This window comes from Burkholderia sp. COPS (genome assembly GCF_019425585.1).
GTDB classification, from domain to species: domain Bacteria; phylum Pseudomonadota; class Gammaproteobacteria; order Burkholderiales; family Burkholderiaceae; genus Burkholderia; species Burkholderia cepacia.
The window spans coordinates 22304-47928 of record NZ_WIXR01000029.1 but is presented as its reverse complement, the minus strand read 5'-3'; the positions used below and the strand labels follow the sequence as shown (position 1 = coordinate 47928).

25 protein-coding genes are annotated in these 25625 nt (G+C 66.0%); 20 read left to right on the top strand and 5 right to left on the bottom strand.

Going from position 1 to position 25625, the window contains the following annotated elements; translation table 11 throughout:
* Positions 1-174 precede the first annotated feature (174 nt).
* From argS to FOZ70_RS24370, 6 genes are all read left to right on the top strand, one after another.
* A complete protein-coding gene (argS, locus tag FOZ70_RS24395; protein WP_021162608.1) occupies positions 175-1956 on the top strand; it encodes an arginine--tRNA ligase in 1782 nt (593 codons plus the stop codon).
* A gap of 117 nt (positions 1957-2073) precedes the next feature.
* Positions 2074-2976 carry an SPOR domain-containing protein gene (locus FOZ70_RS24390; protein ID WP_048026272.1) on the top strand — a complete coding sequence of 301 codons (903 nt, stop codon included), beginning with the start codon at positions 2074-2076 and terminating at the stop codon, positions 2974-2976.
* Positions 2977-3045: 69 nt separating this feature from the next.
* A complete protein-coding gene (locus FOZ70_RS24385; protein WP_021162606.1) occupies positions 3046-3684 on the top strand; it encodes a thiol:disulfide interchange protein DsbA/DsbL in 639 nt (212 codons plus the stop codon).
* A gap of 19 nt (positions 3685-3703) precedes the next feature.
* Entirely contained in the window at positions 3704-4477 is a 774-nt protein-coding gene (locus tag FOZ70_RS24380; protein WP_021162605.1) for an SDR family oxidoreductase, read from the top strand.
* Between the two features lie 409 nt (positions 4478-4886).
* Complete coding sequence (locus FOZ70_RS24375; protein ID WP_060082786.1) at positions 4887-6482, top strand: ABC transporter substrate-binding protein; 1596 nt, start codon at positions 4887-4889, stop codon at positions 6480-6482.
* Positions 6483-6681: 199 nt separating this feature from the next.
* On the top strand, positions 6682-8328 hold the full coding sequence (locus FOZ70_RS24370; protein WP_219706984.1) for an ATP-binding cassette domain-containing protein: 1647 nt from the start codon (positions 6682-6684) through the stop codon (positions 8326-8328).
* Positions 8329-8344: 16 nt separating this feature from the next.
* Here the strand turns inward: FOZ70_RS24370 and FOZ70_RS24365 are convergent, their stop codons facing one another.
* Positions 8345-9424: an MBL fold metallo-hydrolase gene (locus FOZ70_RS24365; RefSeq protein WP_219706981.1), complete on the bottom strand. Its 1080-nt coding sequence runs from the start codon at positions 9422-9424 to the stop codon at positions 8345-8347.
* A gap of 305 nt (positions 9425-9729) precedes the next feature.
* Between FOZ70_RS24365 and aceK the strand changes: the two genes are divergently transcribed.
* The 6 genes from aceK to FOZ70_RS24335 all read left to right on the top strand — a co-directional run bounded on the left by aceK (position 9730) and on the right by FOZ70_RS24335 (position 15650).
* Positions 9730-11547 (top strand): bifunctional isocitrate dehydrogenase kinase/phosphatase, encoded by a 1818-nt coding sequence (gene aceK, locus FOZ70_RS24360; RefSeq protein WP_021157398.1) that lies wholly within the window; start codon positions 9730-9732, stop codon positions 11545-11547.
* A 61-nt stretch (positions 11548-11608) separates the two neighbouring features.
* Positions 11609-12379 carry a carbonate dehydratase gene (can, locus tag FOZ70_RS24355; RefSeq protein WP_021157399.1) on the top strand — a complete coding sequence of 257 codons (771 nt, stop codon included), beginning with the start codon at positions 11609-11611 and terminating at the stop codon, positions 12377-12379.
* A 92-nt stretch (positions 12380-12471) separates the two neighbouring features.
* Entirely contained in the window at positions 12472-13149 is a 678-nt protein-coding gene (locus tag FOZ70_RS24350) for an SDR family oxidoreductase (RefSeq protein ID WP_021157400.1), read from the top strand.
* Positions 13150-13197: 48 nt separating this feature from the next.
* Positions 13198-13635, top strand: coding sequence for a YchJ family protein (locus FOZ70_RS24345; protein ID WP_059677244.1), 438 nt, complete (start codon positions 13198-13200; stop codon positions 13633-13635).
* Between the two features lie 107 nt (positions 13636-13742).
* Positions 13743-15017 (top strand): CocE/NonD family hydrolase, encoded by a 1275-nt coding sequence (locus FOZ70_RS24340; protein ID WP_219706979.1) that lies wholly within the window; start codon positions 13743-13745, stop codon positions 15015-15017.
* 267 nt (positions 15018-15284) lie between these two features.
* The gene (locus FOZ70_RS24335) at positions 15285-15650 is read left to right on the top strand and encodes a hypothetical protein (RefSeq protein WP_258025717.1); all 366 of its coding nucleotides are present in this window, start codon (positions 15285-15287) and stop codon (positions 15648-15650) included.
* A gap of 56 nt (positions 15651-15706) precedes the next feature.
* On the opposite strand, the gene FOZ70_RS24330 is transcribed toward FOZ70_RS24335, so the two are convergent.
* From FOZ70_RS24330 to FOZ70_RS24320, 3 genes are read right to left on the bottom strand one after another with little or no spacing between them, the layout of a single operon-like run.
* On the bottom strand, positions 15707-16333 hold the full coding sequence (locus FOZ70_RS24330) for a hypothetical protein (protein ID WP_219706977.1): 627 nt from the start codon (positions 16331-16333) through the stop codon (positions 15707-15709).
* Entirely contained in the window at positions 16333-17094 is a 762-nt protein-coding gene (locus tag FOZ70_RS24325) for a hypothetical protein (RefSeq protein WP_141667438.1), read from the bottom strand. The genes FOZ70_RS24330 and FOZ70_RS24325 overlap by 1 nt, the downstream gene beginning before the upstream one ends.
* Before the next feature lie 3 nt (positions 17095-17097).
* Positions 17098-17628 carry a PAAR domain-containing protein gene (locus tag FOZ70_RS24320; RefSeq protein ID WP_219706975.1) on the bottom strand — a complete coding sequence of 177 codons (531 nt, stop codon included), beginning with the start codon at positions 17626-17628 and terminating at the stop codon, positions 17098-17100.
* Between the two features lie 381 nt (positions 17629-18009).
* Between FOZ70_RS24320 and FOZ70_RS38180 the strand changes: the two genes are divergently transcribed.
* The 6 genes from FOZ70_RS38180 (at position 18010) to bioB (ending at position 23328) form a co-directional block, all read left to right on the top strand.
* Positions 18010-18213, top strand: coding sequence for a transposase family protein (locus FOZ70_RS38180; protein WP_196774524.1), 204 nt, complete (start codon positions 18010-18012; stop codon positions 18211-18213).
* On the top strand, positions 18122-18778 hold the full coding sequence (locus FOZ70_RS24315; RefSeq protein WP_346656411.1) for a transposase family protein: 657 nt from the start codon (positions 18122-18124) through the stop codon (positions 18776-18778). The genes FOZ70_RS38180 and FOZ70_RS24315 overlap by 92 nt, the downstream gene beginning before the upstream one ends.
* 108 nt (positions 18779-18886) lie before the next feature.
* Complete coding sequence (gene bioA / locus FOZ70_RS24310) at positions 18887-20233, top strand: adenosylmethionine--8-amino-7-oxononanoate transaminase (RefSeq protein ID WP_219706970.1); 1347 nt, start codon at positions 18887-18889, stop codon at positions 20231-20233.
* On the top strand, positions 20230-21534 hold the full coding sequence (gene bioF, locus FOZ70_RS24305) for an 8-amino-7-oxononanoate synthase (protein ID WP_219706969.1): 1305 nt from the start codon (positions 20230-20232) through the stop codon (positions 21532-21534). The genes bioA and bioF overlap by 4 nt, the downstream gene beginning before the upstream one ends.
* A complete protein-coding gene (bioD, locus tag FOZ70_RS24300; RefSeq protein WP_219706963.1) occupies positions 21531-22250 on the top strand; it encodes a dethiobiotin synthase in 720 nt (239 codons plus the stop codon). Before bioF ends, bioD begins: the two co-directional genes overlap by 4 nt.
* A 55-nt stretch (positions 22251-22305) precedes the next feature.
* Positions 22306-23328: a biotin synthase BioB gene (gene bioB, locus FOZ70_RS24295; protein ID WP_021157406.1), complete on the top strand. Its 1023-nt coding sequence runs from the start codon at positions 22306-22308 to the stop codon at positions 23326-23328.
* Positions 23329-23406: 78 nt separating this feature from the next.
* Here bioB and FOZ70_RS24290 read toward each other — a convergent pair whose 3' ends face one another.
* Positions 23407-24324: a LysR family transcriptional regulator gene (locus FOZ70_RS24290; protein ID WP_048026260.1), complete on the bottom strand. Its 918-nt coding sequence runs from the start codon at positions 24322-24324 to the stop codon at positions 23407-23409.
* Positions 24325-24583: 259 nt separating this feature from the next.
* On the opposite strand from FOZ70_RS24290, the gene FOZ70_RS24285 reads away from it, so the two are divergent.
* Positions 24584-25366 carry a 5-oxoprolinase subunit PxpA gene (locus FOZ70_RS24285; protein WP_021157409.1) on the top strand — a complete coding sequence of 261 codons (783 nt, stop codon included), beginning with the start codon at positions 24584-24586 and terminating at the stop codon, positions 25364-25366.
* A gap of 16 nt (positions 25367-25382) precedes the next feature.
* A complete protein-coding gene (locus FOZ70_RS24280) occupies positions 25383-25625 on the top strand; it encodes an acetyl-CoA carboxylase (protein ID WP_021157410.1) in 243 nt (80 codons plus the stop codon).

The window sequence follows — 25625 nt, the reverse complement described above, 5'->3', positions numbered from 1 at the left end:
CCTGCGCGGCGCGGTTGGGGAACGCCGGCAGACCGGCGTCCGGCCTCGCGGACGCGGGCCGCCTGAGCGGCATATTAGCACCTGTTAAAATTCTGCGATCCCTGAAACGCGCGCTTAAAAAGCGCGCCGGCGGGCCGGCGTTTCCGGCCGCCACCAACGAAGCCTTCTACCAGCATGCTGCCAGCACACAAACAGACCCTCGAAGCCCTGCTCGCGGATAGCGTCAAGCAGGTCGCACACGCGCTGAAAGGCGCCGACGCGGCGTTCGTCGCCCCGACCATCACGCTGGAGCGCCCGAAGGTCGCCGCGCACGGCGACGTCGCGTGCAACGTCGCGATGCAGCTCGCGAAGCCGCTCGGCACGAACCCGCGCCAGCTCGCCGAACAGATCGTCGCCGCCCTGACCGCCCAGCCGGGCGCGCAAGGCCTCGTCGACGCCGCCGAGATCGCCGGCCCCGGCTTCATCAACCTGCGCCTGTCGGCCGCCGCGAAGCAGGCGGTGATCGCCGCCGTGTTCGACCAGGGCCGCGCGTTCGGCACGTCGGATCGCGAGAAAGGCAAGCAGGTGCTGCTCGAATTCGTGTCGGCGAACCCGACCGGCCCGCTGCACGTCGGCCACGGCCGCCAGGCCGCGCTCGGCGACGTGCTCGCGAACGTGATCGCGAGCCAGGGCTACGCGGTGCACCGCGAGTTCTACTACAACGACGCAGGCGTGCAGATCGGCAACCTCGCGATCTCGACGCAGGCGCGCGCACGCGGGCTGAAGCCGGGCGACGCGGGCTGGCCGGAAGCCGCGTACAACGGCGAGTACATCGCCGACATCGCACGCGACTTCCTGGCAGGCGAAACGGTCGCCGCGTCGGACGGCGAGCCGGTCAAGGGCACGGGCGACGTCGAGGATCTCGACGCGATCCGCAAGTTCGCGGTCACGTACCTGCGTCGCGAGCAGGACATGGACCTGCAGGCGTTCGGCGTGAAGTTCGACCAGTACTACCTCGAGTCGTCGCTGTACAGCGAAGGCCGCGTCGAGAAGACGGTCGACGCGCTGATCAAGGCCGGCATGACCTACGAACAGGACGGCGCGCTGTGGCTGCGCACGACCGACGAAGGCGACGACAAGGATCGCGTGATGCGCAAGTCGGACGGCACGTACACGTACTTCGTGCCGGACGTCGCGTACCACGTGACGAAGTGGGAGCGCGGCTTCACGAAGGTGATCAACATCCAGGGTTCGGACCACCACGGCACGATCGCGCGCGTGCGGGCCGGCCTGCAGGGCCTGCATATCGGGATCCCGAAGGGTTACCCCGACTACGTGCTGCACAAGATGGTCACCGTGATGCGCGACGGCCAGGAAGTGAAGATCTCGAAGCGCGCGGGCAGCTACGTGACGGTGCGCGACCTGATCGAATGGTCGGGCGGCGCGGCGGCGGGCCAGGAAGCGGCGCCCGACCTGATCGACGAAGCGACCATCACGCGCGGCCGCGACGCGGTGCGGTTCTTCCTGATCTCGCGCAAGGCCGATACCGAGTTCGTGTTCGACATCGACCTCGCGCTGAAACAGAACGACGAGAACCCGGTCTATTACGTCCAGTACGCGCATGCGCGGATCTGCTCGGTGCTCAACGAACTGAAGGCGCGCTACAACGTCGACGTCGCGCAGCTGCCGGGCGCCGACCTGTCGCAGCTGACGAGCGCGCAGGCGGCGTCGCTGATGCAGAAGCTGGCCGAGTACCCGGACATGCTCACGCACGCGGCGAACGAGCTGGCGCCGCACGCGGTCGCGTTCTACCTGCGCGACCTCGCTGGTGAATTCCACTCGTTCTACAATGCGGAGCGCGTGCTGGTGGACGACGAAGCGCCGCGCAATGCGCGCGCCGCGCTGCTCGCCGCGACCCGGCAGGTGCTCGAGAACGGTCTGGCGGTGCTCGGCGTGTCCGCGCCCGCCAAGATGTAACGACGCAAGCGGCCCGAACCGGGCAGCGAATGGCCGTGGCAGCGCCCGCCGTCGGATACCCGCCGTCGGACGCCCGCCGCAGCCTTTTCACGATTCTTTTTGCAGGTGACTCAAGCAATGGCACAACCACGCCGCACTTCGAAACAATCGAAACAAGCCGGAGGGACATTTCTTGGAATCGTGCTGGGCCTGATCGTCGGCCTCGCGATCGCGGTGGTGGTGGCGCTCTACATCACGCGTTCCCCGTCGCCGTTCGTGTCGAAGGTTGCGCCGCCGCCGGCCGACAACGGCGCGAGCCAGCCGCAGCAGTTCGATCCGAACCGTGCGCTGCAGGGCAAGACACCCGGCCAGCCGGTGCCGCAGGCCGCCCAGTCGGCACCGCCGAACACCGCGCCCGGCCAGGCCGCGAACCAGACCCAGGGCGGCCTGCTGCCCGAACCGCAGATCGTCGAAGTGCCGCCGTCGGCCAACGGCTCGAGCGGCTCGAACAATACCGGCAGCTCGAACGGCACGACCGCGTCGAACAACACGTCGTCGGGCAACGGCGTCGCCGTCGCGCCGAAGCCGGCCGACACCACGCCGCCGCCGAAGAAGACCCAGCAGGCGCAGCAACAGCAGCAAGGCGGCGAGGACGACCTCGCACGCTTCGCCGCGCAGAAGCAGGCGCAGCAAGCCGCCGCACAAAAGCAGCAACAGCAGCAACTGGCCGCGAACACGCCGAAGCCGACCTCGTCGGCCACGGCCGCCGCGGCAGCGAAGCCGCCGACCGCGAACGACGCGAATACCGGCTACTTCCTGCAGGTGGGCGCGTACAAGACGGAAGGCGACGCCGAGCAGCAGCGCGCGCGCCTCGGCTTCCAGGGCTTCGAGTCGAAGGTGTCGAAGCGCGATGTCAGCGGCGTGACGTACTTCCGCGTGCGCGTCGGCCCGTTCTCGAAGTTCGAGGATATGAACTCGGCCCGCCAGCGCCTGTCCGATGCAGGTGTCGACACGGCGGTGATCCGTTTCACGAAGCAGTAAGCAACCGGCCGAGCCCACTCAGAACCCGTTACGTTCCGTAACCCGAGCAACTGATTCGACGTTCACAACATGAAAAAACTGCTTAGCACGCTCCTTCTTTCCCTGGGCCTGGCCGCCGGCCTCGCGCAGGCTTCGCCCGCCGCGCCGGTCGCCGGCAAGGACTTCGAGGTGATGAAGTCGCCGCAGCCGGTGTCCGCGCCCGCCGGCAAGGTCGAGGTGATCGAGTTCTTCTGGTACGGCTGCCCGCACTGCTACGAATTCGAGCCGACGATCGAGGCCTGGGTGAAGAAGCAGGGCAGCAACATCGACTTCAAGCGCGTCCCGGTCGCATTCCGTGACGATTTCGTCCCGCACTCGAAGCTGTTCTACGCGGTGTCCGCGCTCGGCATCTCCGAGAAGGTCACGCCGGCGATCTTCAACGCGATCCACAAGCAGAAGAACTACCTGCTGACGCCGCAGGCGCAGGCCGACTTCCTGGCCACGCAGGGCGTCGACAAGAAGCAGTTCATGGACGCGTACAACTCGTTCAGCGTGCAGGGCGAAGTGAACCAGTCGGCCAAGCTGCTGAAGGACTACGCGATCGACGGCGTGCCGACGGTCGTCGTCCAGGGCAAGTACAAGACGGGCCCCGCTTACGCGAACAGCATTCCGGGTACCGCCCAGGTGCTCGACTTCCTCGTGAAGCAGGTTCAGGACAAGAAGCTCTGATCCCCGCCCGCGCGCCGGCATGACTACTCCGCTGAAGGTCTTCATCACCGGCGCATCGAGCGGCCTCGGCCTCGCGATGGCCGAGGAATACGCCCGCCAGGGCGCCACGCTCGCACTCGTCGCGCGACGCACCGATGCCCTCGATGCGTTCGCGCGGCGCTTCCCGAAGCTGTCCATCTCCGTCTACTCCGCCGACGTGCGCGACGCCGACGCGCTCGCGACGGCCGCCGCGTCGTTCATCGCGACGCACGGCTGCCCTGACGTCGTGATCGCGAACGCAGGCATCAGCCAGGGCGCCGTCACGGGCCAGGGCGATCTCGCGACGTTCCGCGACGTGATGGACATCAACTACTACGGGATGGTCGCGACGTTCGAGCCGTTCGTCGGCCCGATGACGGCCGCGCGCCACGGCACGCTGGTCGGTGTCGCGAGCGTCGCCGGCGTGCGCGGGCTGCCGGGCTCCGGCGCGTACAGCGCGTCGAAATCGGCCGCGATCAAGTACCTCGAAGCGCTGCGCGTCGAGCTGCGGCCGGCCGGCGTCGGCGTCGTGACGATCGCGCCCGGCTACATCCGCACGCCGATGACCGCGCACAATCCGTACCGGATGCCGTTCCTGATGGACGCCGACCGCTTCGCCGCGCGGGCGGCCCGGGCGATCGCGCGGCAGCACGCGTTCCGCGTGATTCCGTGGCAGATGGGTGTCGTCGCGAAGGTGCTGCACGTGCTGCCGCGCTGGCTCTACGACCGCCTGTTCGAGAAGGCGCCGCGCAAGCCGAAGGCCGGCGCGCACTGATCGCCCAAACGGCCCGCGTGACGCATTGCGGGCCGCTTCTCCGCTTCTCCGCCTCTCCGCCTCTCCGCCTCTCCGCCTCTCCGCCTCTCCGCCTCTCCGCCTTTCCGCACCGACGCCCAACGGCTTCGACACCTCGATTCGCGGGGCCAGCCCGCAACGCTTCCGCGCCGTCCTCGCCGTGCCGCTGCCCGGCCTCCCCGGCGCCAGCGCTCCGCCGCTCGCCGCCCCAACACCCGTTCCGTCGCGAACGCAGCCGTTTTTCGGTCAATTCACCGCGTTCAGGCGCCTTTTTCCACGCGTCGCGCGCTTTGACGGTATGCTATTCGCCAGCCGCGCCGGCCCTGCCCGCTTCCGGGCCGCGCCCGCATCCCGTCACCCAGCAAAAAACACAAGCCACGTGGGAGATCCTATGCAGGTCAAGCTGTTCGCCGCGGCCGCGCTCGCCGCCGCCCTCGCCGCCCCCGGCCTCGCCGCCGCCAAGCCGCTCACCGTCTGCACGGAATCGAGCCCGGACGGCTTCGACGTCGTGCAGTACAACTCGCTCGTCACGACCAACGCGTCGGCCGACGTGATCTTCAACACGCTCGTGTCGTACGACGAAGCCGCGAAGAAGGTCGTGCCCGCGCTCGCCGACAAATGGGAAGCAAGCGCCGACGGCCTCACGTACACGTTCCACCTGCGCCCGAACGTCGCGTTCCAGACCACCGACTATTTCAAGCCGGGCCGCGCGCTGAACGCGGACGACGTCGTGTTCACGTTCTCGCGGATGCTCGACGATTCGAACCCGTGGCACAAGGTGGCCGGCGCGAGCGGCTTCCCGCACGCGCAGTCGATGGGCCTCGTGAAGCTCGTGAAATCGGTCACGAAGGTCGACGACAGCACCGTGAAGTTCGTGCTGAACGAACCGAACGCGACGTTCGTGCCGATCCTGACGATGGGCTTCGCGTCGATCTACTCGGCCGAATACGCGGACCAGCTGCTGAAGGCCGGCAAGCAGGCCGACCTGAACGCGAAGCCGGTCGGCACCGGCCCGTTCGTGCTGAAGAGCTATACGAAGGACGCGCTGATCCGTTACGACGCGAACCCGACGTACTGGGGCACGAAGCCGAAGGTCGACCGGCTGATCTACGCGATCACGCCCGACCCGTCGGTGCGCCTGCAGAAAGTGAAGGCCGGCGAATGCCAGATCGCGCTGTCGCCGAAGCCGCAGGACGTGCTCGCCGCGAAGGGCGACAACGCGCTGAAGGTCGTGCAGACGCCCGCGTTCATGACCGCGTTCGTCGCGCTGAACACGCAGAAGAAGCCGCTCGACAACGACAAGGTGCGTGAAGCGCTGAACCTCGCGTTCGACCGCGCGACCTACCTGAAGGTCGTGTTCGACAACACCGCGACGGCCGCGAACAACCCGTATCCGCCGAATACGTGGAGCTACGCGAAGGACGTCGCGCCGTATGCGTACGATCCCGCGAAGGCGAAGCAGCTGCTCGCGCAGGCCGGCTTCCCGAACGGCTTCTCGACGACGATCTGGACGCGCCCGACCGGCAGCGTGCTGAACCCGAACCCGAAGGTCGGCGCGGAGCTGCTGCAGGCCGACCTCGCGAAGATCGGCGTGAAGGCCGAGGTCAAGGTGATCGAATGGGGCGAACTGATCAAGCAGGCGAAGCTCGGCCAGCATGACATGCTGTTCATGGGCTGGGCCGGCGACAACGGCGATCCGGACAACTACCTGTCGCCGCTGTTCAGCTGCAACGCGGTGAAGTCGGGCATCAACTTCGCGCGTTTCTGCGACGCGCAGCTCGACAAGCTGATCGCCGACGGCAAGTCGACCGCCGACCAGGCGAGGCGCGCGAAGCTGTACGAAGCCGCGCAGAAGATCATCCACGACCAGGCACTGTGGATTCCGCTCGGCTACCCGACCGCGGCCGCGCTCACGCGTACGAGCGTAAGCGGCTACCACGTGAGCCCGTTCGGACGGCAGAACTTCACGACGGTCGCCGTGCAGTAACGCGACCCTCGCGCGTGGCACGCAAGCGACGGTGCGTCGGGCCGTCGCTTGCGGCCCGCGCGCCGCGCTTGCTACACTGCGCGCTCATTCCTCATACCGGACGCCAGCCAAAGTGAACAACTAAGCCTTCCCGAAATGTTTTCGCCGCCGTGCCACGCACGCCGCGCGCGAAGGTCTTCACGCATTTTTGGAGGTGCTTATGGCTGCTGCCACGCCCACCGGCGCGCTCGTCGCGCTTCATCACGTTTCCTTCCGCTTCGACGACGGCGCCACGCTGTTCGATTCGCTCGACCTTTCCATCGACCGCACGCCGACCGGCATCGTCGGCCGCAACGGCATCGGCAAGAGCCAGCTCGCGCAACTGATCGCGGGCCGCTGCGCGCCGAGCACGGGGACGATCGAGCGGCACACGCCCGTCGTCTACGTCGCACAGCAGCATGACGACGGCAACGCGGCGGCAAACCCGCGCACCGTCTCGCAGGACGCCGCGCTCGATGCGCCGCTCGGCGCGCTCGCGCGTCTCGCGGACGGCCGCGCGGAACCGCACGACTTCGACCTGATCGGCGATCGCTGGGATCTCGCGGAACGGCTGCGCGCGGCGCTCGACGCGGCCGCCCTGCACGACGTGCGCGCCGACACGCCCGCGCACGCACTCAGCGGCGGACAGCGCGCGCGCGTCGCGCTGATCGGCGCATTGCTGTCGGGCGCCGGCCTGCTCGTGCTCGACGAACCGACCAACCACCTCGACGCGCCGGGCCGCGCTTGGCTGCGCGCGGCGCTCGACGGCTGGCGCGGCGGCCTCGTCATCGTGAGCCACGACCGTGCGCTGCTCGCCGACGTACAGCGCATCGTCGAGCTGACGCCACAAGGCGTACGTTCGTACGGCGGCAACTACGCGTTCTACCGCGCGCAGCGCGACGCGGATCAGGATGCCGCGCAAGCGGCGCTCGACAACGCGCGTGCCGAACGCGGGCGCGCGAGGCGCAGGCTCGAACAGGAACACGACACGATCCAGCGCCACGCGGCCGCGTCGCTGCGCGATGCGAAGACGGCCAACCTGTCGTCGGGAGCGAAACAAAGCCGCAAGGGCGCGGCGCGCAACATCATGGGGCAGGTGCGGCGCCACCAGAACGACTTCAAGGCGACGCTCGACGAACGCGTGCAGCAGGCGGCCGCACGCGTCGAAGCCGATGCGCCCGTGCTGGTGTCGCTGCCGGGCACCGAGGTCAGCGCACGCCGCCAGCTGTTCACGCTCGAACGCGCGCGACTGCCGTGGCTCGTCGCGAGCGACACCGACGGCATCACGTGGTCGGCGAGCGGCCCCGTGCGCATCGCGCTGACGGGCCCGAACGGCTGCGGGAAATCGACGCTGCTGCGGATGCTCGCGGGCGAGCTCGCGCCGTGCTCGGGCACCTGCACGACGCACGTGAGCGCCGCGTATCTCGACCAGCGGCTCGCGCTGCTCGATCCGGAGCGCTCGATCGTCGAACAACTTGGGCTGCTCGATACGCCGCTCGCCGAGGGCGAACTGCGCAGCCGGCTCGCGCTGCTGCAGCTCGATGCGGCGCGCGCGACGCAGCCGGCGCGTCAGCTGAGCGGCGGCGAACGGCTGAAGGCCGCGCTCGCATGCGCGTTGTGGCGCGGCACGCCCGCGCAACTGCTGCTGCTCGACGAGCCGACCAACCACCTCGATCTCGAATCGGTGCGTGCGATCGAAGCCGCACTGGCCGGCTTCCCCGGTGCGATCGTGGTCGCCTCGCACGACACCGCGTTTCTCGCGGCGCTCGACCCGACGCACACGATGCAGTGGCATCGCGACGGGTGGCGCTACGAACCCGTCGCATGAGGAGAACGAAGCGGTGTCAGCCGGCGGTGCGGAACCGCAGCACGCCGTCGTCCCCCTGCTCGCGCACGAGCTCGCCCGCGAGCCACAGCAGGTTCAGGTGCGCGAGCGCCTCGCCGAGCGCGAACGTCATCTGGTGGATGTCGAGTTCGCGGCGGCGGAACATGATCGGCACGATGTCGGCCGCGCTCATCGGCTTTTCCGCGCATGCGACGCGCACTTCGGCCAGGCGCGCGTCATGGTGTTCGCGCAGTTGCGCGATGCGCGTGCGCACGCCGCGGAACGGCTTGCCGTGCGACGGCAGCACCAGCGTATCGGGCGCCATCGTCTCGTAACGGCCGAGCGACTGCAGGTACAGCGCGAGCGGATTCGCCTCCGGTTCGAGGTCGAACACGGATACGTTCGTCGAGATGCGCGGCAGCACCATGTCGCCGGAAATCAGCACGCCGTCCGCTTCGCTATGCAGCGCGCAATGTTCAGGCGAATGGCCGAAGCCGGTCACGACGCGCCACGTGCGCGCGCCGATCGTCACCGCATCGCCTTCACGCAGGCGCCGGTAGCGCGGCGGCACGGCCGGCACGAGATCCGAGTAGTAGTGGCGACGGTTGCGCAGCTTGTCGAGCGCAGCCGGATCGGTGAGCCCGTGGCGCGCGAAATGATCGGCGGCCGCCGCGCCGCCCGCGTTCGAGCCGTTGCCGGCCGCCATCAGGCAGCCGAACATGTACTCGCCGAGCGTCATCCACAGCCGCACGTTCCAGCGGCCCTTGTCGCCGCCTTCGCACAGCCAGTTCGCGAGGCCGAAGTGATCGGGGTGGCAGTGCGTGACGAGCACCCGCAGCACGGGCAGGCCGTCGAGATGCGTGTCGAAGATCTGCTCCCAGTGCGTGCGGATCGCGTCCGACGAGATCCCGCAATCGACGATCGTCCAGCCGGCCTGCCCGTCGATCTCGTCGCGCAGCAGCCAGAGGTTGATGTGATCGAGCGAGAACGGCAGCGGCATGCGCAGCCAGCGCACGCCGGGCGCGACCTCGAACGTGTCGCCCGCGGCGGGCAGCGTGTCGGCGAAGGGGTAGTCGAGTTGGTGTTCCAGTGCGTTCATCGGTGGGGCGTCTCGTCGTTATCGGTGCGAATGCGCGCCAGCGGCAGGCCGCGGCGGGCGTCGCGTCGATTCTATCGCCGTCGCGCTCGACGCGTGCCCGGCGGCCGCCTGCCGGTCAAAAAAAGTTCGTGCCAGAATCGGTTCCGTACCCGTATCTTTACGCGAAGATGCACCGAACGGCACGCAACGGCGAACAACGCGCCGATTGAGGGCCGTGGGCGCGTCCCCCCGAAAGTCATTGAAACGCCGACTTGGGCGCTAAAATGGCGAGTGCTTACAGCCCCTCCCGAACGAGCCTGCACGCAATGAATCACTTCCCCAAACTGCTGTCTTCGCAGATCGGTTTCGACGTCGCGCAGACGATGCTCGAAAACTTCGACCGCCACTACCGGATCTTCCGCGACGCGGCCGTCGAAGCGAAGACGCTGTTCGAGCAAGGCGACTGGCACGGGCTGCAGCGGCTCGCGCGGGAGCGGATCACGTCGTACGACGATCGCGTGAAGGAATGCGTCGAGGTGCTGGAAGACGAATACGACGCGGAAAACATCGACGACGAAGTGTGGCAGCAGATCAAGCTGCACTACATCGGCCTGCTCACGTCGCACCGCCAGCCCGAGTGCGCGGAGACGTTTTTCAATTCGGTGTGCTGCAAGATCCTGCACCGCTCGTACTTCAGCAACGATTTCATCTTCGTGCGCCCGGCGATCTCGACCGAGTATCTCGAGAACGACGAGCCGGCCGCGAAGCCGACCTACCGCGCGTACTATCCGGGCACCGACGGGCTCGAGGCCACCCTCGAGCGCATCGTCACGAACTTCCAGCTCGAGCCGGCGTTCGACGATCTCCCGCGCGACATCGGCTGCGTGATGCAGGCGATCCACGACGAATTCGGCCACTTCGACGAAGCGCCGAATTTCCAGATCCACGTGCTGTCGTCGCTGTTCTTCCGCAACAAGAGCGCGTACATCGTCGGCCGCATCATCAACGCCGACCGCGTGCTGCCGTTCGCGGTGCCGATCCGCCACGTGCGTCCGGGCGTGCTCTCGCTCGACACCGTGCTGCTGCGCCGCGACCAGCTGATGATCATCTTCGGCTTCTCGCACTCGTATTTCCTCGTCGACATGGGCGTGCCGTCCGCGTACGTCGACTTCCTGTGCACGATCATGCCCGGCAAGCCGAAGGCCGAGATCTACACGTCGGTCGGCCTGCAGAAGCAGGGCAAGAACCTGTTCTATCGCGACCTGCTGCACCATCTGTCGCATTCGAGCGACCGCTTCATCATCGCGCCCGGGATCAAGGGCCTCGTGATGCTCGTGTTCACGCTGCCGTCGTTCCCGTACGTGTTCAAGATCATCAAGGATCACTTCCCGCCGCCGAAGGAAACGACGCGCGCGCAGATCATGGAGAAGTACCAGCTCGTGAAGCGCCACGACCGCCTCGGGCGGATGGCCGATACGCTCGAGTATTCGAGCGTCGCGCTGCCGCTCGCGCGGCTCGACCACGCGCTCGTGCGCGAGCTGGAAAAGGAAGTGCCGTCGCTGCTCGAATACGAGGACGACAATCTCGTGATCAAGCACCTGTACATCGAGCGCCGGATGACGCCGCTGAACCTGTACCTGCAGAACGGCACCGATACCGACGTCGAGCACGGCGTGAAGGAGTACGGCAACGCGGTGAAGGAGCTGATGAAGGCCAACATCTTCCCCGGCGACATGCTGTACAAGAACTTCGGCGTCACGCGCCACGGCCGCGTCGTGTTCTACGACTACGACGAGATCGAGTACCTGACCGACTGCAACGTGCGCCGCGTGCCGCCGCCGCGCAACGAGGAAGACGAGCTGTCCGGCGAACCGTGGTATACCGTCGGCCCGCACGACATCTTCCCGGAGACCTACGGGCCGTTCCTGCTCGGCGATCCGCGCGTGCGCGATGTCTTCATGAAGCATCACGCGGACTTTTTCGATCCCGCGCTGTGGCAGGCCAGCAAGGACAAGCTGCTGCAGGGTGAATTGCCCGATTTTTATCCCTACGACGCATCGCTGCGCTTCAGCGTGCGCTACCCCGACCGCTTCGGCGCGACGGACCAGAACGACGGCGAAGGCGACGCGCAGCGCGCCGCCTGACGCCGGTTACACCGAACCCGATACCGTACCGACCCGATTTCCGTCAACGGAAGCCACACCGATGAACACCCAAGACAATCCGCTTTCCCACCTGTTCGACAACAACGATGCGTGGGTCAAACGCAAGCTCGAGGACGATCCGCAGTTCTTCGCGCGTCTCGCCGACCAGCAGGCGCCGGAATACCTGTGGATCGGCTGCTCGGATTCGCGCGTGCCCGCGAACCAGATCATCGGCCTGCCGCCGGGCGAAGTGTTCGTCCATCGCAACATCGCGAACGTGGTCGTGCACAGCGACCTGAACTGCCTGTCGGTGATCCAGTTCGCGGTCGACATCCTGCGCGTGAAGCACATCATGGTCGTCGGCCACTACGGCTGCTCGGGCGTGAATGCCGCGCTGCTCAACCGCCGCGTCGGCCTCGCCGACAACTGGCTGCATCACGTGCAGGACGTGCGCGAGCGCCACGCGGCGCTGCTCGAGGACTGGCCGGTCGGCGAAGCGCGCTATCGCCGCCTGATCGAGCTGAACGCGATCGAGCAGGTCGTCAACGTCTGCCGCACGACGATCGTCAACGACGCGTGGGCCCGCGGCCAGTCGCTCACCGTGCACGGGCTCGTGTACGGCGTGCACGACGGCCGGATGCGCAACCTCGGGATGGCCGTGTCGAACTTCGACGCGCTCGACGAGACCTACAAGCGCTGCGTGGCCGCGCTCACCGCCGGCGGCAACCATGCGCCGGACAACGACATGATCGCGGCGGACGCCGCGCGGCGGCTCGAAGGCGTCGCGCAGGCGGTGGCCGACACGCTGAAGCCGTGCGACGACGCGAAGTAACGCGCACGCAGCCGGGCGGCCGTCGCCGCGCGGCCTCGAACGGATCTGACACCGGTACCGCCAGGGCGGCGCCAAGCAAAGGAGCGACGGGCATGAAAACCGCATTGATCGTCGGTGCATCGCGCGGCCTCGGCCGCGAATTCGTCCGGCAATACCGGCGCGACGGCTGGAACGTGATCGCCACCGCGCGCGACGACGCCTCGCTCGACGCGCTGCGCGCGCTCGGCGCGCAAGCACATGCGCTCGACATCACGCAGCCCGAGCAGATCGCGGCGCTCGGCTGGAAGCTCGACGGCGAGCGGCTCGATGCGGCCGTGATGGTGTCGGGCGTCTACGGGCCGCGCACCGAGGGCGTCGAGACGATCACCGCCGAGGATTTCGACGCGGTGATGCATACGAACGTGCGCGGGCCGATGCAGCTGCTGCCGATCCTGCTGCCGCTCGTCGAGGACGCACGCGGCGTGCTCGCCGTCGTGTCGAGCCGGATGGGCAGCATCGCCGAGGCGACCGGCACGACCGGCTGGCTGTACCGCGCGAGCAAGGCCGCGCTGAACGACGTGCTGCGCATCGCGTCGCTGCAGACGCGCCACGCCGCGTGCATCTCGCTCCATCCCGGCTGGGTGCGCACCGACATGGGCGGCGCGCAGGCCGCGATAGATCCGGAAACCAGCGTGACCGGCATGCGCCGCGTGATCGCCGAATCCGGCGCGGACGTGTCGCAGGCAAACGGCCGTTTCTTCCAGTACGACGGCATCGAGCTGAGCTGGTAGTCAGCCGGTGGTCAACCGACAACCAGACGTCGTTAATTCCCGTTTCGCATGATTTTGAACCGACCTGACGCGTGCCCGTGCGGCGGCGCGTCCCCCGCTCCCGCCGGCAAAGCACCGGCGCCCCGCTACGCGGCCTGCTGCGGTCGCTTCATCGACGGCGGCGAAGCCGCGCCGAACGCACTCGAGTTGATGCGTTCGCGGTACAGCGCGTACGTGCTCGGCGCGACCGGCTACCTGCGCGCGACGTGGGCCGCGCGCACCTGCCCGCCCGATCTCGACACCGACCCCGAGGCACCCGACGCGCCGCGCTGGCTCGGCCTCACGGTCAAACGCCACGCGCCGCTCGACGAACGGCACGCGGAGGTCGAGTTCGTGGCCCGCTACAAGATCGGCGGACGCGCTTACCGGCTCCACGAGACGAGCCGTTTCGAGCGCGACGAGCACGGTTTCTGGCGTTACGTCGACGGCGAAGTAAGTGAACGTTGACAAATAGTTGCTGTGTCAGACGCCGGGTAATTCCCGCATTGCACAACCTGAATTTGTCGGGCTAGGATGGCCCTCAGATCAGTCATGTTGCATGGCAGGGCTTACGAATGGCGTTCAGCAAGGTATTGGTGGGATGGATGGCGGCCTGCGCGCTGTCGGCCGCTCAGGCCGGTACGCTGTCGAACGCCAATACGGGGACGGGCGCCGGCGCCAGCGGGTCGCTCGCCCATGCCGAACGCTTCGACTACGGCGATTCGAACCTGCCGCAGGTCGCCGCCGACCTGAACGAACAGATCCTCCGCATTCCGGCCGACGCATCGGGCACCGTCACGCTCGAGGCGACGCTCTTCAAGCCGAACGGCCCCGGCCCGTTCCCGCTCGTCGTCTTCAACCACGGCAAGAACACCGGCGATCTCCATCAGCAGCCGCGCAGCCGGCCGCTCGCGTTCGCGCGCGAATTCGTGCGCCGCGGTTATGCGGTGATCGCGCCGAACCGCCAGGGCTTCGCGGGCTCGGACGGCACGTACCAGCAGGAAGGCTGCAACGTCGGCAAGAACGGCCTCGCACAAGCCGCCGACGTCGACGCGACGGTGCGCTACATGTCGCGCCAGCCGTATGTCGATGCGTCGCGCATCGTCGTCGCCGGCACGTCGCACGGCGGCCTCGTATCGGTCGCGTACGGCACCGAAGCCGCACCGGGCGTGCGCGGCATCATCAACTTCTCCGGCGGGCTGCGCCAGGACCTCTGCGACGGCTGGCAGCGCAACCTCGTCGACGCGTTCGACCAGTACGGCGCGCACACGGCCGTGCGGTCGCTGTGGCTGTACGGCGACAACGATTCGGTGTGGACGCCCGGGCTCGTCGCGCAGATGCACGACGCGTACGTATCGCACGGCACGCAGGCCCAGTTCATCGATTTCGGCCGCTACAAGGACGACGCGCACCGGCTGATCGTCGATCGCGACGGCGTGCCCGTGTGGTGGCCGGCCGTCAACGCGTTCCTCGCGCAGCTGAACCTGCCGACCTCGGTGCGCTACGCGGTCGCGAACCCGCACGAGCCGAAAGCCACCGGCTACGCGTCGATCGACGCGGTCAACGCGGTGCCGTATGTCGACGAAGCCGGCCGTGAAGGCTATCGCCGCTTCCTGAACCAGCATCCGAGCCGCGCGTTCGCGGTGTCGTCGGAAGGCGCGTGGTCGTGGGCCGAAGGCGGCGACGACCCGATGGCGCTCGCGCTCGACAACTGCGCGAAGCAGGGCGCGGGCGCGTGCCGGCTGTATGCGGTCAACGACCGGGTCGTGTGGAACACGAACACGCAGACGGCCGACAACGGCGACGATCACACCCGCGATACCGATACGCGCGCACTGGCTTCGCGCTGACGCGCGGCTTCGCTCCTCCCGCTTTGCGCCCCCTCCATTCACGGTCGTCGCGGCGCTCTACCGCCTGCTCGTCAAATCGAGCACGCGAGACGTAATGCTCGTTTTTACGAGCAATCGACTTGAATTCGCGCCAGCGTAGTCCGTGATGATCGTTATTTCGATCACAATCGATCTAACGATCGATTTTACGAACATGAAGGTCAATCAAGCTGCGGCAGCCAGCCCCACCGTCCTCGCGGAAGCCGCACGAGTTGGAGAAGCACCTGTGTGCGCATCTCGCGACGCGTTCAGCAGAACGAGGCGGCCATCTTCGTGCAAGGCAGTGGTCTCGGCGGCGCCCGTCCAAAGGCTACGTCAAGCGCGGGATCGTTGATCCGGACGCACAAGAGCTATATCCAGCAGCGCTACACATACGATGGGCAGTGCAAGGCGGCCGGCCTGAGCAACATGCACGGCCTGCGGCATCGTTACGCGCAGGATCGTTACGAAGCGTTGGCGGACTGGAAGACGCCGGCTGCGCAGCGCGCCTTGGATGCGCAGGCGCGGCAGGCGATCAGCCGCGAGTCGGGGCACGAGAGGACGCGATCACGGCAGTGCATCTGGGATGATGAGGAGGCAAGTTACGACGTGTAGAAGTCTACGAGTGGAAACGCCACTGCCTTACGCCGCAGCAATGACACACTTCTGTCCTAGTTGTATAGAAACAGGAGCGGACTTCCAAGACATTTTTTTACTTCCTCGATCGGCACGCACTGCGAGCCTACTCCCTCCGAATACTTGCTCGTCAAGCGTGCGAAGCAAGTAGCATTAGCCATGGCCTGCTTGTAGATTTTTGATTTTCTGGTATCAGATAAATTCAATTCCCCCACCAACCCAAAACCCATTTCAAAAGAAGACTCTAAATTTCTATTTACATCCACCGCGAACAAGTATTTATCCCAGCATGCCTTCCGCTCTGGCGTCGCATGAGGAGAGTCACTATGAAGCGACAGCTTCATTCTCAACTTCAAGTCACCAATTATAAAAAAGTATTCGGGTCTCGGAATCCAAGCTATCGCGTCACCATAACCATTAAAGTACGCCTGATCATAACGTCCCTCATTAAAAAAAAACCTCCCCCTTTTCTCGGCCAGGGCTGCATTTTTGATATTTTCCTTGACTCCTATATTTTTCTTGTAATTTTCAACCGTCGCCTTAAATATCTCCCATTCAGTTATGATGCTTCCATCAGAATTCGACCCGAACGCATAGACGCATGGGGACATGAGCATAAAAATAACAAGATAGAATAAAAGAATAAAATTATTTTTACTCATTATCTCGCCCTTTCAGGCTTACCTTTAACAACAAGTGTGCCGACGCTTTTTCCATCAGAGCCGCGATGACTAACAAGTGCCTCGTGAATTGACGCCCACTTTTTTATATGCACAACGGTAACACAACCTTCCGACACATTACCCACATGAACATATCTGCTATTATTTCCATGCGCAATCGGGAACCATACCTGATGGTGAGATAGGCCCTGATATTCAGCCTTGTATTGATTTGTATAATCCCTTCTGTGCGCAAAATCAGGCAACAAGATCGTATAGTTTCCAGGTGGAATGGGATGAAAATCTCCACCCCAACTCGTGTTCATTGCAGCCTCAAAGTGAATCCCATCGAGAATCCCATCTGCCAATTGTTGCTGCATATTCTCCTTTCTGGATTTCGAGTACCATCTGACATCAAAGCGCCCATAGGTCATAACCAGTTCAATTGGCTTCTGTTTAGGGGCTGTCTTGCCAAGATATTCACTAACATTGGCTCCCGACAGGAACGCGATCCGCCCCTTGGACTCGCCCTCAAGGATCTTGAAATAGGTCCGCCCATCTTTGCTTCCGATCAGCATGACCTTGCAATATTTGAAAAGCGATTTCCATTCGCTGCGAGGAACGTCGTCCATCCCAACTAGTAACCATCCGCTGTCAGCGTCAACCTTGTTGACGTATCGAATGACATCAGCCGACACTTCCCGTGTGCTTCCCCGAGTCGTATTTGTTGCAGCGCTCCCCGACCATGAAAGATCAGTCATGGCTCAAGCCTCTTTGTTATTTTTTCTGAATAGCCATTCGGTATCTGGCTCAATCGTAAGCACCTGCACCTCACCGCTCATTACTCGGTCTGTACGCCCATCCGTATCAGTAACTCCGCGAATAGTCACCCCATCCACTGTTGTTATTTTGTAAGGCATTTCTGGAATCGGGTTTCCGTCCAAGTCATGCAAGATGAACTGCTCATCGAAGCGGAGGCCGTTGACGTATGCGGCATGCGCGGATACCAAACTGGCGGGCGCTGCTCGTGCAATGAGTACAGCACCGCAGGTTGTTCTGTGTCCTTCCGCGGCCATTGGTAGTTCCCCATCCGTGTCGGTGCAATGCTCCAGTCCTTCGGCCACCTTGAAAATGTGCGGCGAGCATTTGGGGCACGTTACCGTATCCCCTTTACGCACAATCGGCCGGCCGTGCCATGAGTTGGTTGGACTGCCCGAAACTACGATGCCGCCGTGAGAGGTCATATCCCCAACAACAATCTGCGCGTTACCAAATAGATTCATACGTGCCCCCATTGCTATCTCTCCTTTTGATTGGAAATCTGCGCTATACCTGTCAGGTCATGAGTTGATTGAGTAGAAGGCCGTGGCGCCACGGAAGGTAACTGAATTACTGCCACCAAGGCAGGGCTGGCAGCAGGCTCTCAGCAGAGATATGGACGCCCGTCGACGTACATGGATGCCTTCGCAAGCAAGCCTAGGTATCTGCCGTTCCCTTGTATATGGGACAGGTTCGAAAAGTACAGAGGTCTGTTTCGAGCACTAGGGCAATCGCACGAATTGTGTAAATGGTTAAAAGGGGCTTCAGATTGCTTGTGAGCGTGTTCGAATCCGGCTGTAGTCATGGATTTTCCGTGAGGCAAACCCGTGCGAGAGTCGGATTTTCAGCAGGAAGTGTTGAGCATCGAGGAAGCATTCTGCAGCTTGACGGATCCGCGCAGTCGGCCGTCGCCGCATGATCTGCGCGAGATCCTGATGGTTGCGCTGTGCGCGATTCTGTCGGGAGCGGATAGCTGGGTCGCGATCCGGATCTGGGGCGAATCGAAGCTCGACTGGTTGCGTCGATACTTGCCCCTGGAAACGGGGTATTCCCTCGCATGACACGTTCGGCCGCGTATTCGCGGCGCTTGATCCACTCGAGTTCGAAGCCAGTTTCGTGCGTTGGAAGCGAGGGCTCTGCCCGGCGCTGGCCGATGAGGTCGTGGCGATCGACGACAAGAGCGTACGCGGGTCGCGCGGCACGAATCAGCGTGGCCCCATCTGGTATCGGCATGAGCCAGCCAGTTGTCAGGTAATTTGCCTGACAAGGAAATCGACAAGATTGCGCCGGTGTTCCGTCACATCGACAACGTGGCCGACGCGGCACTTCCAAAGCATTGCCCTGAACCTGACAGCTCGATTTCGTCCAATCGTCCGGCGTTGCGCCGCCCCGTCGATCGGAGCCTGCGCGAAGCAAGATCGCCCCGTTGTCGCCGCCAACACCGCACCACCATCATTCCCCACATTTCATCACCCGGCCGCACCCTATCCCGCGATTTTTTTCTGTCTGGGGGTGTCACTCGAACGTCGTCATCTGCGGTCATTTCGGGGCATCTGGCGCGTACCGCTCCGAGCACCCCGGATCTGCGCCGAACTCCCGCCCGACAAGGCTTTGCGGTGTTTGTAACCGGTAGTGCAACGGACGGCGGAACACGCTAATCTCAGCGCGTTTTCCGTCTGTCGCCGCGCGGTATTCCGTTCGATACCCGCCGCCGCTTTACTCCCCGGAGCCGCCTTGAGTACGCCAGCCACCGACGACTGGGTCGCGCGCAGCCTGCGCGCGGTCTGGCATCCCTGCACCCAGATGAAGCACCACGAGCGCCTGCCGCTCATCCCCGTCGCGCGTGGCGCGGGCGTGTGGCTGTACGACCGTGACGGCCGCCGCTATTTCGACGCGATCAGCTCGTGGTGGGTCAACCTGTTCGGCCATGCGAACCCCGACATCAACGCGGCGCTGAAGGACCAGCTCGACACGCTCGAGCACGCGATGCTCGCCGGCTGCACGCACGAACCCGCGATCGAGCTTGCGGAGCGGCTGCACGCGCTCACCGCGCGCACGCTCGGCCATGCGTTCTTCGCGTCGGACGGCGCGTCGGCCGTCGAGATCGCGCTGAAGATGAGCTTCCACGCGTGGCGCAACCGCGGCCGCGCGAACAAGCAGGAATTCGTCTGCGTAGCGAACAGCTACCACGGCGAAACGATCGGCGCGCTCGGCGTGACCGACGTCGCGCTGTTCAAGGACGCATACGATCCGCTGATCCGTCATGCGCACGTCGTCGCGTCGCCCGACGCGCGCGGCGCGCTGCCGGGCGAGACGGCCGCCGACGTCGCGGGCCGCGCGCTCGCGGACGTGCGGCACCTGTTCGTCGAACGCGGCGACCGGATCGCCGCGCTGATCGTCGAGCCGCTCGTGCAGTGCGCGGCCGGCATGGCGATGCACGATCCGTCGTACGTGCGCGGGCTGCGCGCGCTGTGCGACGAATTCGGCGTGCACCTGATCGCCGACGAGATCGCGGTCGGCTGCGGCCGCACCGGCACCTTCTTCGCGTGCGAACAGGCCGGCGTCTGGCCCGATTTCCTGTGCCTGTCGAAAGGCATCAGCGGCGGGTACCTGCCGCTGTCGCTCGTGCTCACGCGCGACGACGTGTTCGCCGCGTTCTACGACGACGACACGACGCGCGGCTTCCTGCACTCGCATTCGTACACCGGCAACCCGCTCGCCTGCCGCGCGGCGGTCGCGACGCTCGACCTCTTCGCACGCGACGACGTGCTCGCGGCGAACGCGCGCAAGTCGGCCACGCTGCGTGCCGCGCTCGCGCCGCTCGACGCACATCCGCAGGTACGCCACCTGCGCGAGCGCGGCACGCTGTTCGCGTTCGACGTCGCGCTTGACGGCGACGCGGCGCGCGGCTTCTCGCGACGCTTCTTCGAACGCGCGCTGGAACGCGAGCTGCTGCTGCGCCCGATCGGCACGACCGTGTACCTGATGCCGCCGTACGTGATGAGCGACGACGACATCGCATGGCTCGCGCAACGCACGCGCGATACGCTCGACGCCACGCTCGCGGAGATCGCACGATGACACACCCGCTGCTCGACGCGCTGCAACGCGGCCTCGCCGATCTCGACGCCCAGGGGCTGCGCCGCGTGCGCCGCACCGCCGACACCGCGTGCGATGCGCGCATGACCGTCGACGGCCGCGAGATCGTCGGTTTCGCCAGCAACGACTATCTCGGCCTCGCCGCGCATCCGGCGCTCGTCGCCGCATTCGCCGAAGGCGCGCAGCGCTACGGCGCCGGCAGCGGCGGCTCGCACCTGCTCGGCGGCCACTCGCGTGCGCACGCGACGCTCGAAGAGGAGCTCGCGGCCTTCTCGGGCGGCTTCTCCGACGCGCCGCGCGCGCTGTACTTCAGCACCGGCTACATGGCGAACCTCGCCGCGATGACGGCGCTCACCGGCAAGCGCGCAACCCTCTTCTCCGACGCGCTGAACCACGCATCGCTGATCGACGGCATGCGGCTGTCGCGCGCGAACGTACAGGTCTATCCGCATGCGGACACGGCCGCGCTCGCCGCGCTGCTCGACGCATCGGATGCCGAAACGAAGCTGATCGTCAGCGACACCGTGTTCAGCATGGACGGCGACATCGCGCCGCTCGCCGAACTCGTCGCGCTGGCCGAGCGCCATGGCGCATGGCTCGTCGTCGACGACGCACACGGCTTCGGCGTGCTCGGCCCGCAGGGCCGCGGCGCGCTCGCGGCCGCCGCGCTGCGTTCGCCGCATCTCGTGTACGTCGGCACGCTCGGCAAGGCCACCGGCGTCGCGGGCGCATTCGTGATCGCGCACGAGACCGTGATCGAATGGATGATCCAGCGCGCGCGCAGCTACATCTTCACGACGGCCGCGCCGCCGGCCGTCGCGCACGCGGTATCGGCAAGCCTGAAGGTGATCGCGGGCGACGAAGGCGATGCGCGGCGCGCGCATCTCGCCGCGCTGATCGAACGCACGCGCGCGCTGCTGCGCAATACGCGCTGGCAGCCGGTCGATTCGCACACGGCCGTACAGCCGCTCGTGATCGGCAGCAACGACGCGACGCTCGCGGCGATGCGCGCGCTCGACGCGCACGGCCTGTGGGTGCCAGCGATCCGGCCGCCGACGGTGCCCGTCGGCACGTCGCGGCTGCGCGTGTCGCTGTCGGCCGCGCATTCGTTCGACGATCTCGCGCGGCTCGAAGCCGCGCTGGTCGAAGCCAGCGAGGGAGCCGCAGCCTCCGCTCACGCGGCCCCGCGGGAGACGGAACCGCCCCCACGCTCACTTCGTGAGCTGCCCCCCGAGGGGGCTGCAGCCTCCCTTGGGGCGGCCCGGCGGGAGACTGCGGCATGACCGCCCCGCTCTCGCTTTTCGTCACGGGCACCGACACCGAAATCGGCAAGACCTTCGTGTCGGCCGCGATGCTGCACGGCTTCGCACGGCACGGCCTGCGTGCAGCCGCGCTGAAACCCGTCGCGGCCGGCGCGTATAAACGCGACGGCGTGTGGCGCAACGAGGACGCCGACCGGCTCGACGCGGCCGCGAACGTCGTGCTGCCGCCCGAGCTGCGCACGCCGTTCCTGCTGAAGGCACCGGCCGCGCCGCATATCGTCGCCGCGCGGGAAGGCGTGACGCTCGACATCGACACGATCGTCGCGTGCCATCGCGAAGCGCTGACGCGCGCGGATATCGTCGTCGTCGAAGGCGCCGGCGGCTTCCGCGTGCCGATGAACGACACGCGGGACATGGCCGATCTCGCGGTCGCGCTCGGCGTGCCGGTCGTGCTCGTCGTCGGCGTGCGGCTCGGCTGCATCAGCCATGCGCTGCTCACCGCCGACGCGATTCGCCAACGCGGCCTCAAGCTCGCCGGCTGGGTCGCGAACCACGTCGACCCGGCGATGTCGTTCCCCGACGAGAACGTCGCGACGATGCGCGACTGGCTCGCCCGCGAGCACGGCGCGCCGCTGCTCGGCCGCATTCCGCACATGAGCCCGGCCGCCCCCGAATCCGCCGCGGCGATGCTCGACATCGCCGCGCTCGTCGATACGCTGCGCGCCGCGCGGCATTGACCCGACAGAAACAGATCCCCCGATCCCTCATCCCCGACCAGGACAGGAAAACGATATGACCCAAGCCCAGACCGCCGCCACCGTGCAACCCGACGCGATTCCCGTGGCCGCTCCGGCCTCGCAACGCTGGCGCGTAGCCGACGTCGTCGCGCTGTTCGAGCTGCCGTTCAACGACCTGATCTTCCGCGCGCAGCAGGTGCACCGCGAGCACTTCGACGCGAACGCGGTGCAGCTGTCGACGCTGCTGTCGATCAAGACGGGCGGCTGCGAGGAAGATTGCGGCTACTGCTCGCAGTCGTCGCACCACGACACGGGCCTGAAGGCCGAGAAGCTGATGGACGTCGACGCGGTGCTGGATGCCGCACGGGCGGCGAAGGCAAACGGCGCGAGCCGCTTCTGCATGGGCGCCGCATGGCGCAACCCGAAGGAGCGCCACATGCCGGCGCTGACCGAGATGGTGCGCGGCGTGAAGGAACTCGGCCTCGAGACCTGCATGACGCTCGGCATGCTGGAAGACGAGCAGGCGCAGGAACTCGCGAATGCGGGCCTCGACTACTACAACCACAACCTCGACACGTCGCCGGAGTTCTACGGCCAGGTGATCTCGACGCGCACCTACCAGGATCGCCTCGACACGCTCGACCGCGTGCGCGACGCCGGCATCAACGTGTGCTGCGGCGGCATCATCGGGATGGGCGAATCGCGCCGCGAACGCGCGGGCCTGATCTCGCAGCTCGCGAACCTGAACCCGTATCCGGATTCGGTGCCGATCAACAACCTCGTCGCGATCGAAGGCACGCCGCTCGAAGGCACCGCGCCGCTCGACCCGTTCGAATTCGTGCGCACGATCGCGGTCGCGCGGATCACGATGCCGAAGGCCGTCGTGCGCCTGTCGGCCGGCCGCGAACAGCTCGACGACGGGCTGCAGGCGATGTGCTTCCTGGCCGGCGCGAACTCGATGTTCTACGGCGACCAGCTGCTGACGACGAGCAACCCGCAGTCGCAGAAGGATCGCGCGCTGTTCGAGCGCCTCGGCATCCGCGCGAGCGACGCGGACGCGATGTCGGCGAACGCGTAAGCGGAGCGGCCGTCGGGCCGGATCTGCAAACGGAAAAGCCGGGGCACGCCCCGGCTTTTCTGTATCCGGCCCCGTCGTTCAGGCCGCGCCGCCGAGCGCGCGCGGCTCCATGAACGTGTGCCGGAAATAATCGCGCACCGCGTGCATCGCGGGGCTCAACTCGATGTCCTTGCGCCACGCAAGACCGACGCTCATCGGCGGCACCGCATCGCGCAGCACGATCGTCTCGATGCGCCGCCCTTCGAGCGACCACGGCCGATACACCATGTCGGACAGGATCGCGACGCCGCTGCCGTTCGCGACCATGCTGCGGACCGCCTCGACCGACGACGTGCGCAGGATCACGTTCGGCCGGTACGGCGTCTCGTTCCAGTAACGCAGCGCCGTCTGCCCCGCCTCGTCGACCGTCAGCATCACGAACGGCTCGCGCGCGACCTCCGCGAACGTGACGCTCTCGTGCCTGAGCAGCGGATGATGCGCGCCGACCCACAGCCGCCGCACCGAGTGAATCACCGGCTCCAGCACGAGCGCCGGATTCGACACGTTCGACGTGAGCAGCACGGCCATGTCGTAGCGGCCCGCGATCAGCCCTTCCTCGATCGACTCGCGGTTCAGCTCGTGCAGGTGGATCGTCAGCCGCGGATACAGCGTGTTCAGGCGCAGCACGTGGTGCGGCAGGAAATAGCCGAGCACCGTGTAGCTCGCGGCGATCGCGAGCGTGCCGGTCAGCGTGCTTTCGAGGTTCGGAATCCGCATCGCCTCATCGACCGACGACAGGATCGTGTACGCGTGATTCAGGAAACGCCGCCCTGTGTCGGTGAGCGTCACACCCGACGGCGTGCGCAGGAACAGTTGCGTGCCGAGGCTGTCCTCCAGTTCCCTGATCGCGCTCGTCACGGCCGACTGCGAAATCGTGAGCTGGATCGCGGCCTGCGAGATCTGGCCGAGCTCGGCGGTCGCGACGAAATACTTGAGCTGTCTGAGAGTCAGGGCCATGGTCGATGAGAAAACAGATGGGCACGTGACAAACATCATAACAACCGTGCCGAGCCCGTGAACCCGACCTCGTGAAAACCCTGCCGCCCCAGCCCCGACGGCACCTGGCAGCCGTTTTCCGCGGTATCGAAAAAATCGATACGGTCGCATATAAAAATAGAACTTTTTTGACGCACCCCACACGGCTAACCTGCGTTCAACACGGTTTCGGCATGCGCCACGACGCACGCGAACCGGAGAACCTGGAGGAGCACATCGTATGAGGAAGCACAGCGTCGACCTGAACTCCGACATGGGAGAAGGCTTCGGCCCGTGGACGATCGGCGACGGCGTCGACGAGCAGATCATGCCGCTGATCAGCTCGGCAAACATCGCCACCGGTTTTCACGCCGGCGATCCGAACATCATGGCGCGCACGGTGCAGCTCGCGCGCGACGCCGGCGTCGGCATCGGCGCGCACCCGGGCTTTCGCGATCTCGTCGGCTTCGGCCGCCGCACGATCGCCGAAACGCCGCAGGCGCTCGTCAACGACATCCTGTACCAGCTCGGCGCACTGCGCGAGTTCGCGCGCCTGAACGGCGTCAGCCTGCAGCACGTGAAGCCGCACGGCGCGCTCTACATGCATGCGGCAGGCAACGAAGCGTTCTCGCGGATGCTGGTCGAAACGCTGCAACGCGTCGATCCGGGCCTGTGGCTGTACTGCATGGAGGCGTCGGTCACGTACCGCGTCGCCGTCGAGTACGGGCAGCCGGTCATCCGCGAGTTCTACGCGGACCGAGACTACGACCGCAGCGGCTCGATCGTGTTCACGCGCCGCGTCGGCCGCCTCGATCCGCGCCAGGTCGCCGACAAGGTGCTGCGCGCATGCATCGACGGCAAGGTGCGGACGATCGATGGCGACGACATCGACATCGATTTCGATTCGGTCTGCATCCATAGCGACACGCCGGGCGCGCTCGACCTCGTGCGCGAAACGCGCCACGCGCTGATCCGCGAAGGCATCCGGACCGCCGGGCCGCAACCGCTCGCCGCCCATCACTGATTCAAGGAGACACACGATGGCATTGCACGATATCGTCAGCCCGCTGCCGGGCACCTTCTACCGGCGCCCGTCGCCCGATGCGGACTACTACGTCGCGGTCGACGCGACGGTCGCCGCCGGCGCGGTGGTCGGCCTCGTCGAGGTGATGAAGCAGTTCACCGAGATCGAAACCGATGCGGCAGGGCGCGTGGTCGAGCTGCTCGTCGAGGACGGCGAGCCGGTCGACGCGGGCCAGGTGCTGATGCGGATCGAGGGGTGA

Bases quoted from the DNA above. Each gene is read 5' to 3' on its own strand.
- FOZ70_RS24280 (WP_021157410.1), top strand. From the start codon at position 25,383: ATGGCATTGCACGATATCGTCAGCCCGCTGCCGGGCACCTTCTACCGG.
- FOZ70_RS24345 (WP_059677244.1), top strand. From the start codon at position 13,198: ATGATTTTGAACCGACCTGACGCGTGCCCGTGCGGCGGCGCGTCCCCC.
- FOZ70_RS24380 (WP_021162605.1), top strand. From the start codon at position 3,704: ATGACTACTCCGCTGAAGGTCTTCATCACCGGCGCATCGAGCGGCCTC.
- FOZ70_RS24390 (WP_048026272.1), top strand. From the start codon at position 2,074: ATGGCACAACCACGCCGCACTTCGAAACAATCGAAACAAGCCGGAGGG.
- FOZ70_RS24290 (WP_048026260.1), bottom strand. From the start codon at position 24,324: ATGGCCCTGACTCTCAGACAGCTCAAGTATTTCGTCGCGACCGCCGAG.
- bioF (WP_219706969.1), top strand. From the start codon at position 20,230: ATGACACACCCGCTGCTCGACGCGCTGCAACGCGGCCTCGCCGATCTC.
- bioB (WP_021157406.1), top strand. From the start codon at position 22,306: ATGACCCAAGCCCAGACCGCCGCCACCGTGCAACCCGACGCGATTCCC.
- aceK (WP_021157398.1), top strand. From the start codon at position 9,730: ATGAATCACTTCCCCAAACTGCTGTCTTCGCAGATCGGTTTCGACGTC.
- FOZ70_RS24350 (WP_021157400.1), top strand. From the start codon at position 12,472: ATGAAAACCGCATTGATCGTCGGTGCATCGCGCGGCCTCGGCCGCGAA.
- FOZ70_RS24330 (WP_219706977.1), bottom strand. From the start codon at position 16,333: ATGAGTAAAAATAATTTTATTCTTTTATTCTATCTTGTTATTTTTATG.
- FOZ70_RS24385 (WP_021162606.1), top strand. From the start codon at position 3,046: ATGAAAAAACTGCTTAGCACGCTCCTTCTTTCCCTGGGCCTGGCCGCC.
- FOZ70_RS24370 (WP_219706984.1), top strand. From the start codon at position 6,682: ATGGCTGCTGCCACGCCCACCGGCGCGCTCGTCGCGCTTCATCACGTT.
- FOZ70_RS24320 (WP_219706975.1), bottom strand. From the start codon at position 17,628: ATGGGGGCACGTATGAATCTATTTGGTAACGCGCAGATTGTTGTTGGG.
- bioD (WP_219706963.1), top strand. From the start codon at position 21,531: ATGACCGCCCCGCTCTCGCTTTTCGTCACGGGCACCGACACCGAAATC.
- argS (WP_021162608.1), top strand. From the start codon at position 175: ATGCTGCCAGCACACAAACAGACCCTCGAAGCCCTGCTCGCGGATAGC.
- FOZ70_RS24285 (WP_021157409.1), top strand. From the start codon at position 24,584: ATGAGGAAGCACAGCGTCGACCTGAACTCCGACATGGGAGAAGGCTTC.
- FOZ70_RS24365 (WP_219706981.1), bottom strand. From the start codon at position 9,424: ATGAACGCACTGGAACACCAACTCGACTACCCCTTCGCCGACACGCTG.
- can (WP_021157399.1), top strand. From the start codon at position 11,609: ATGAACACCCAAGACAATCCGCTTTCCCACCTGTTCGACAACAACGAT.
- FOZ70_RS24375 (WP_060082786.1), top strand. From the start codon at position 4,887: ATGCAGGTCAAGCTGTTCGCCGCGGCCGCGCTCGCCGCCGCCCTCGCC.
- FOZ70_RS24340 (WP_219706979.1), top strand. From the start codon at position 13,743: ATGGCGTTCAGCAAGGTATTGGTGGGATGGATGGCGGCCTGCGCGCTG.
- FOZ70_RS24325 (WP_141667438.1), bottom strand. From the start codon at position 17,094: ATGACTGATCTTTCATGGTCGGGGAGCGCTGCAACAAATACGACTCGG.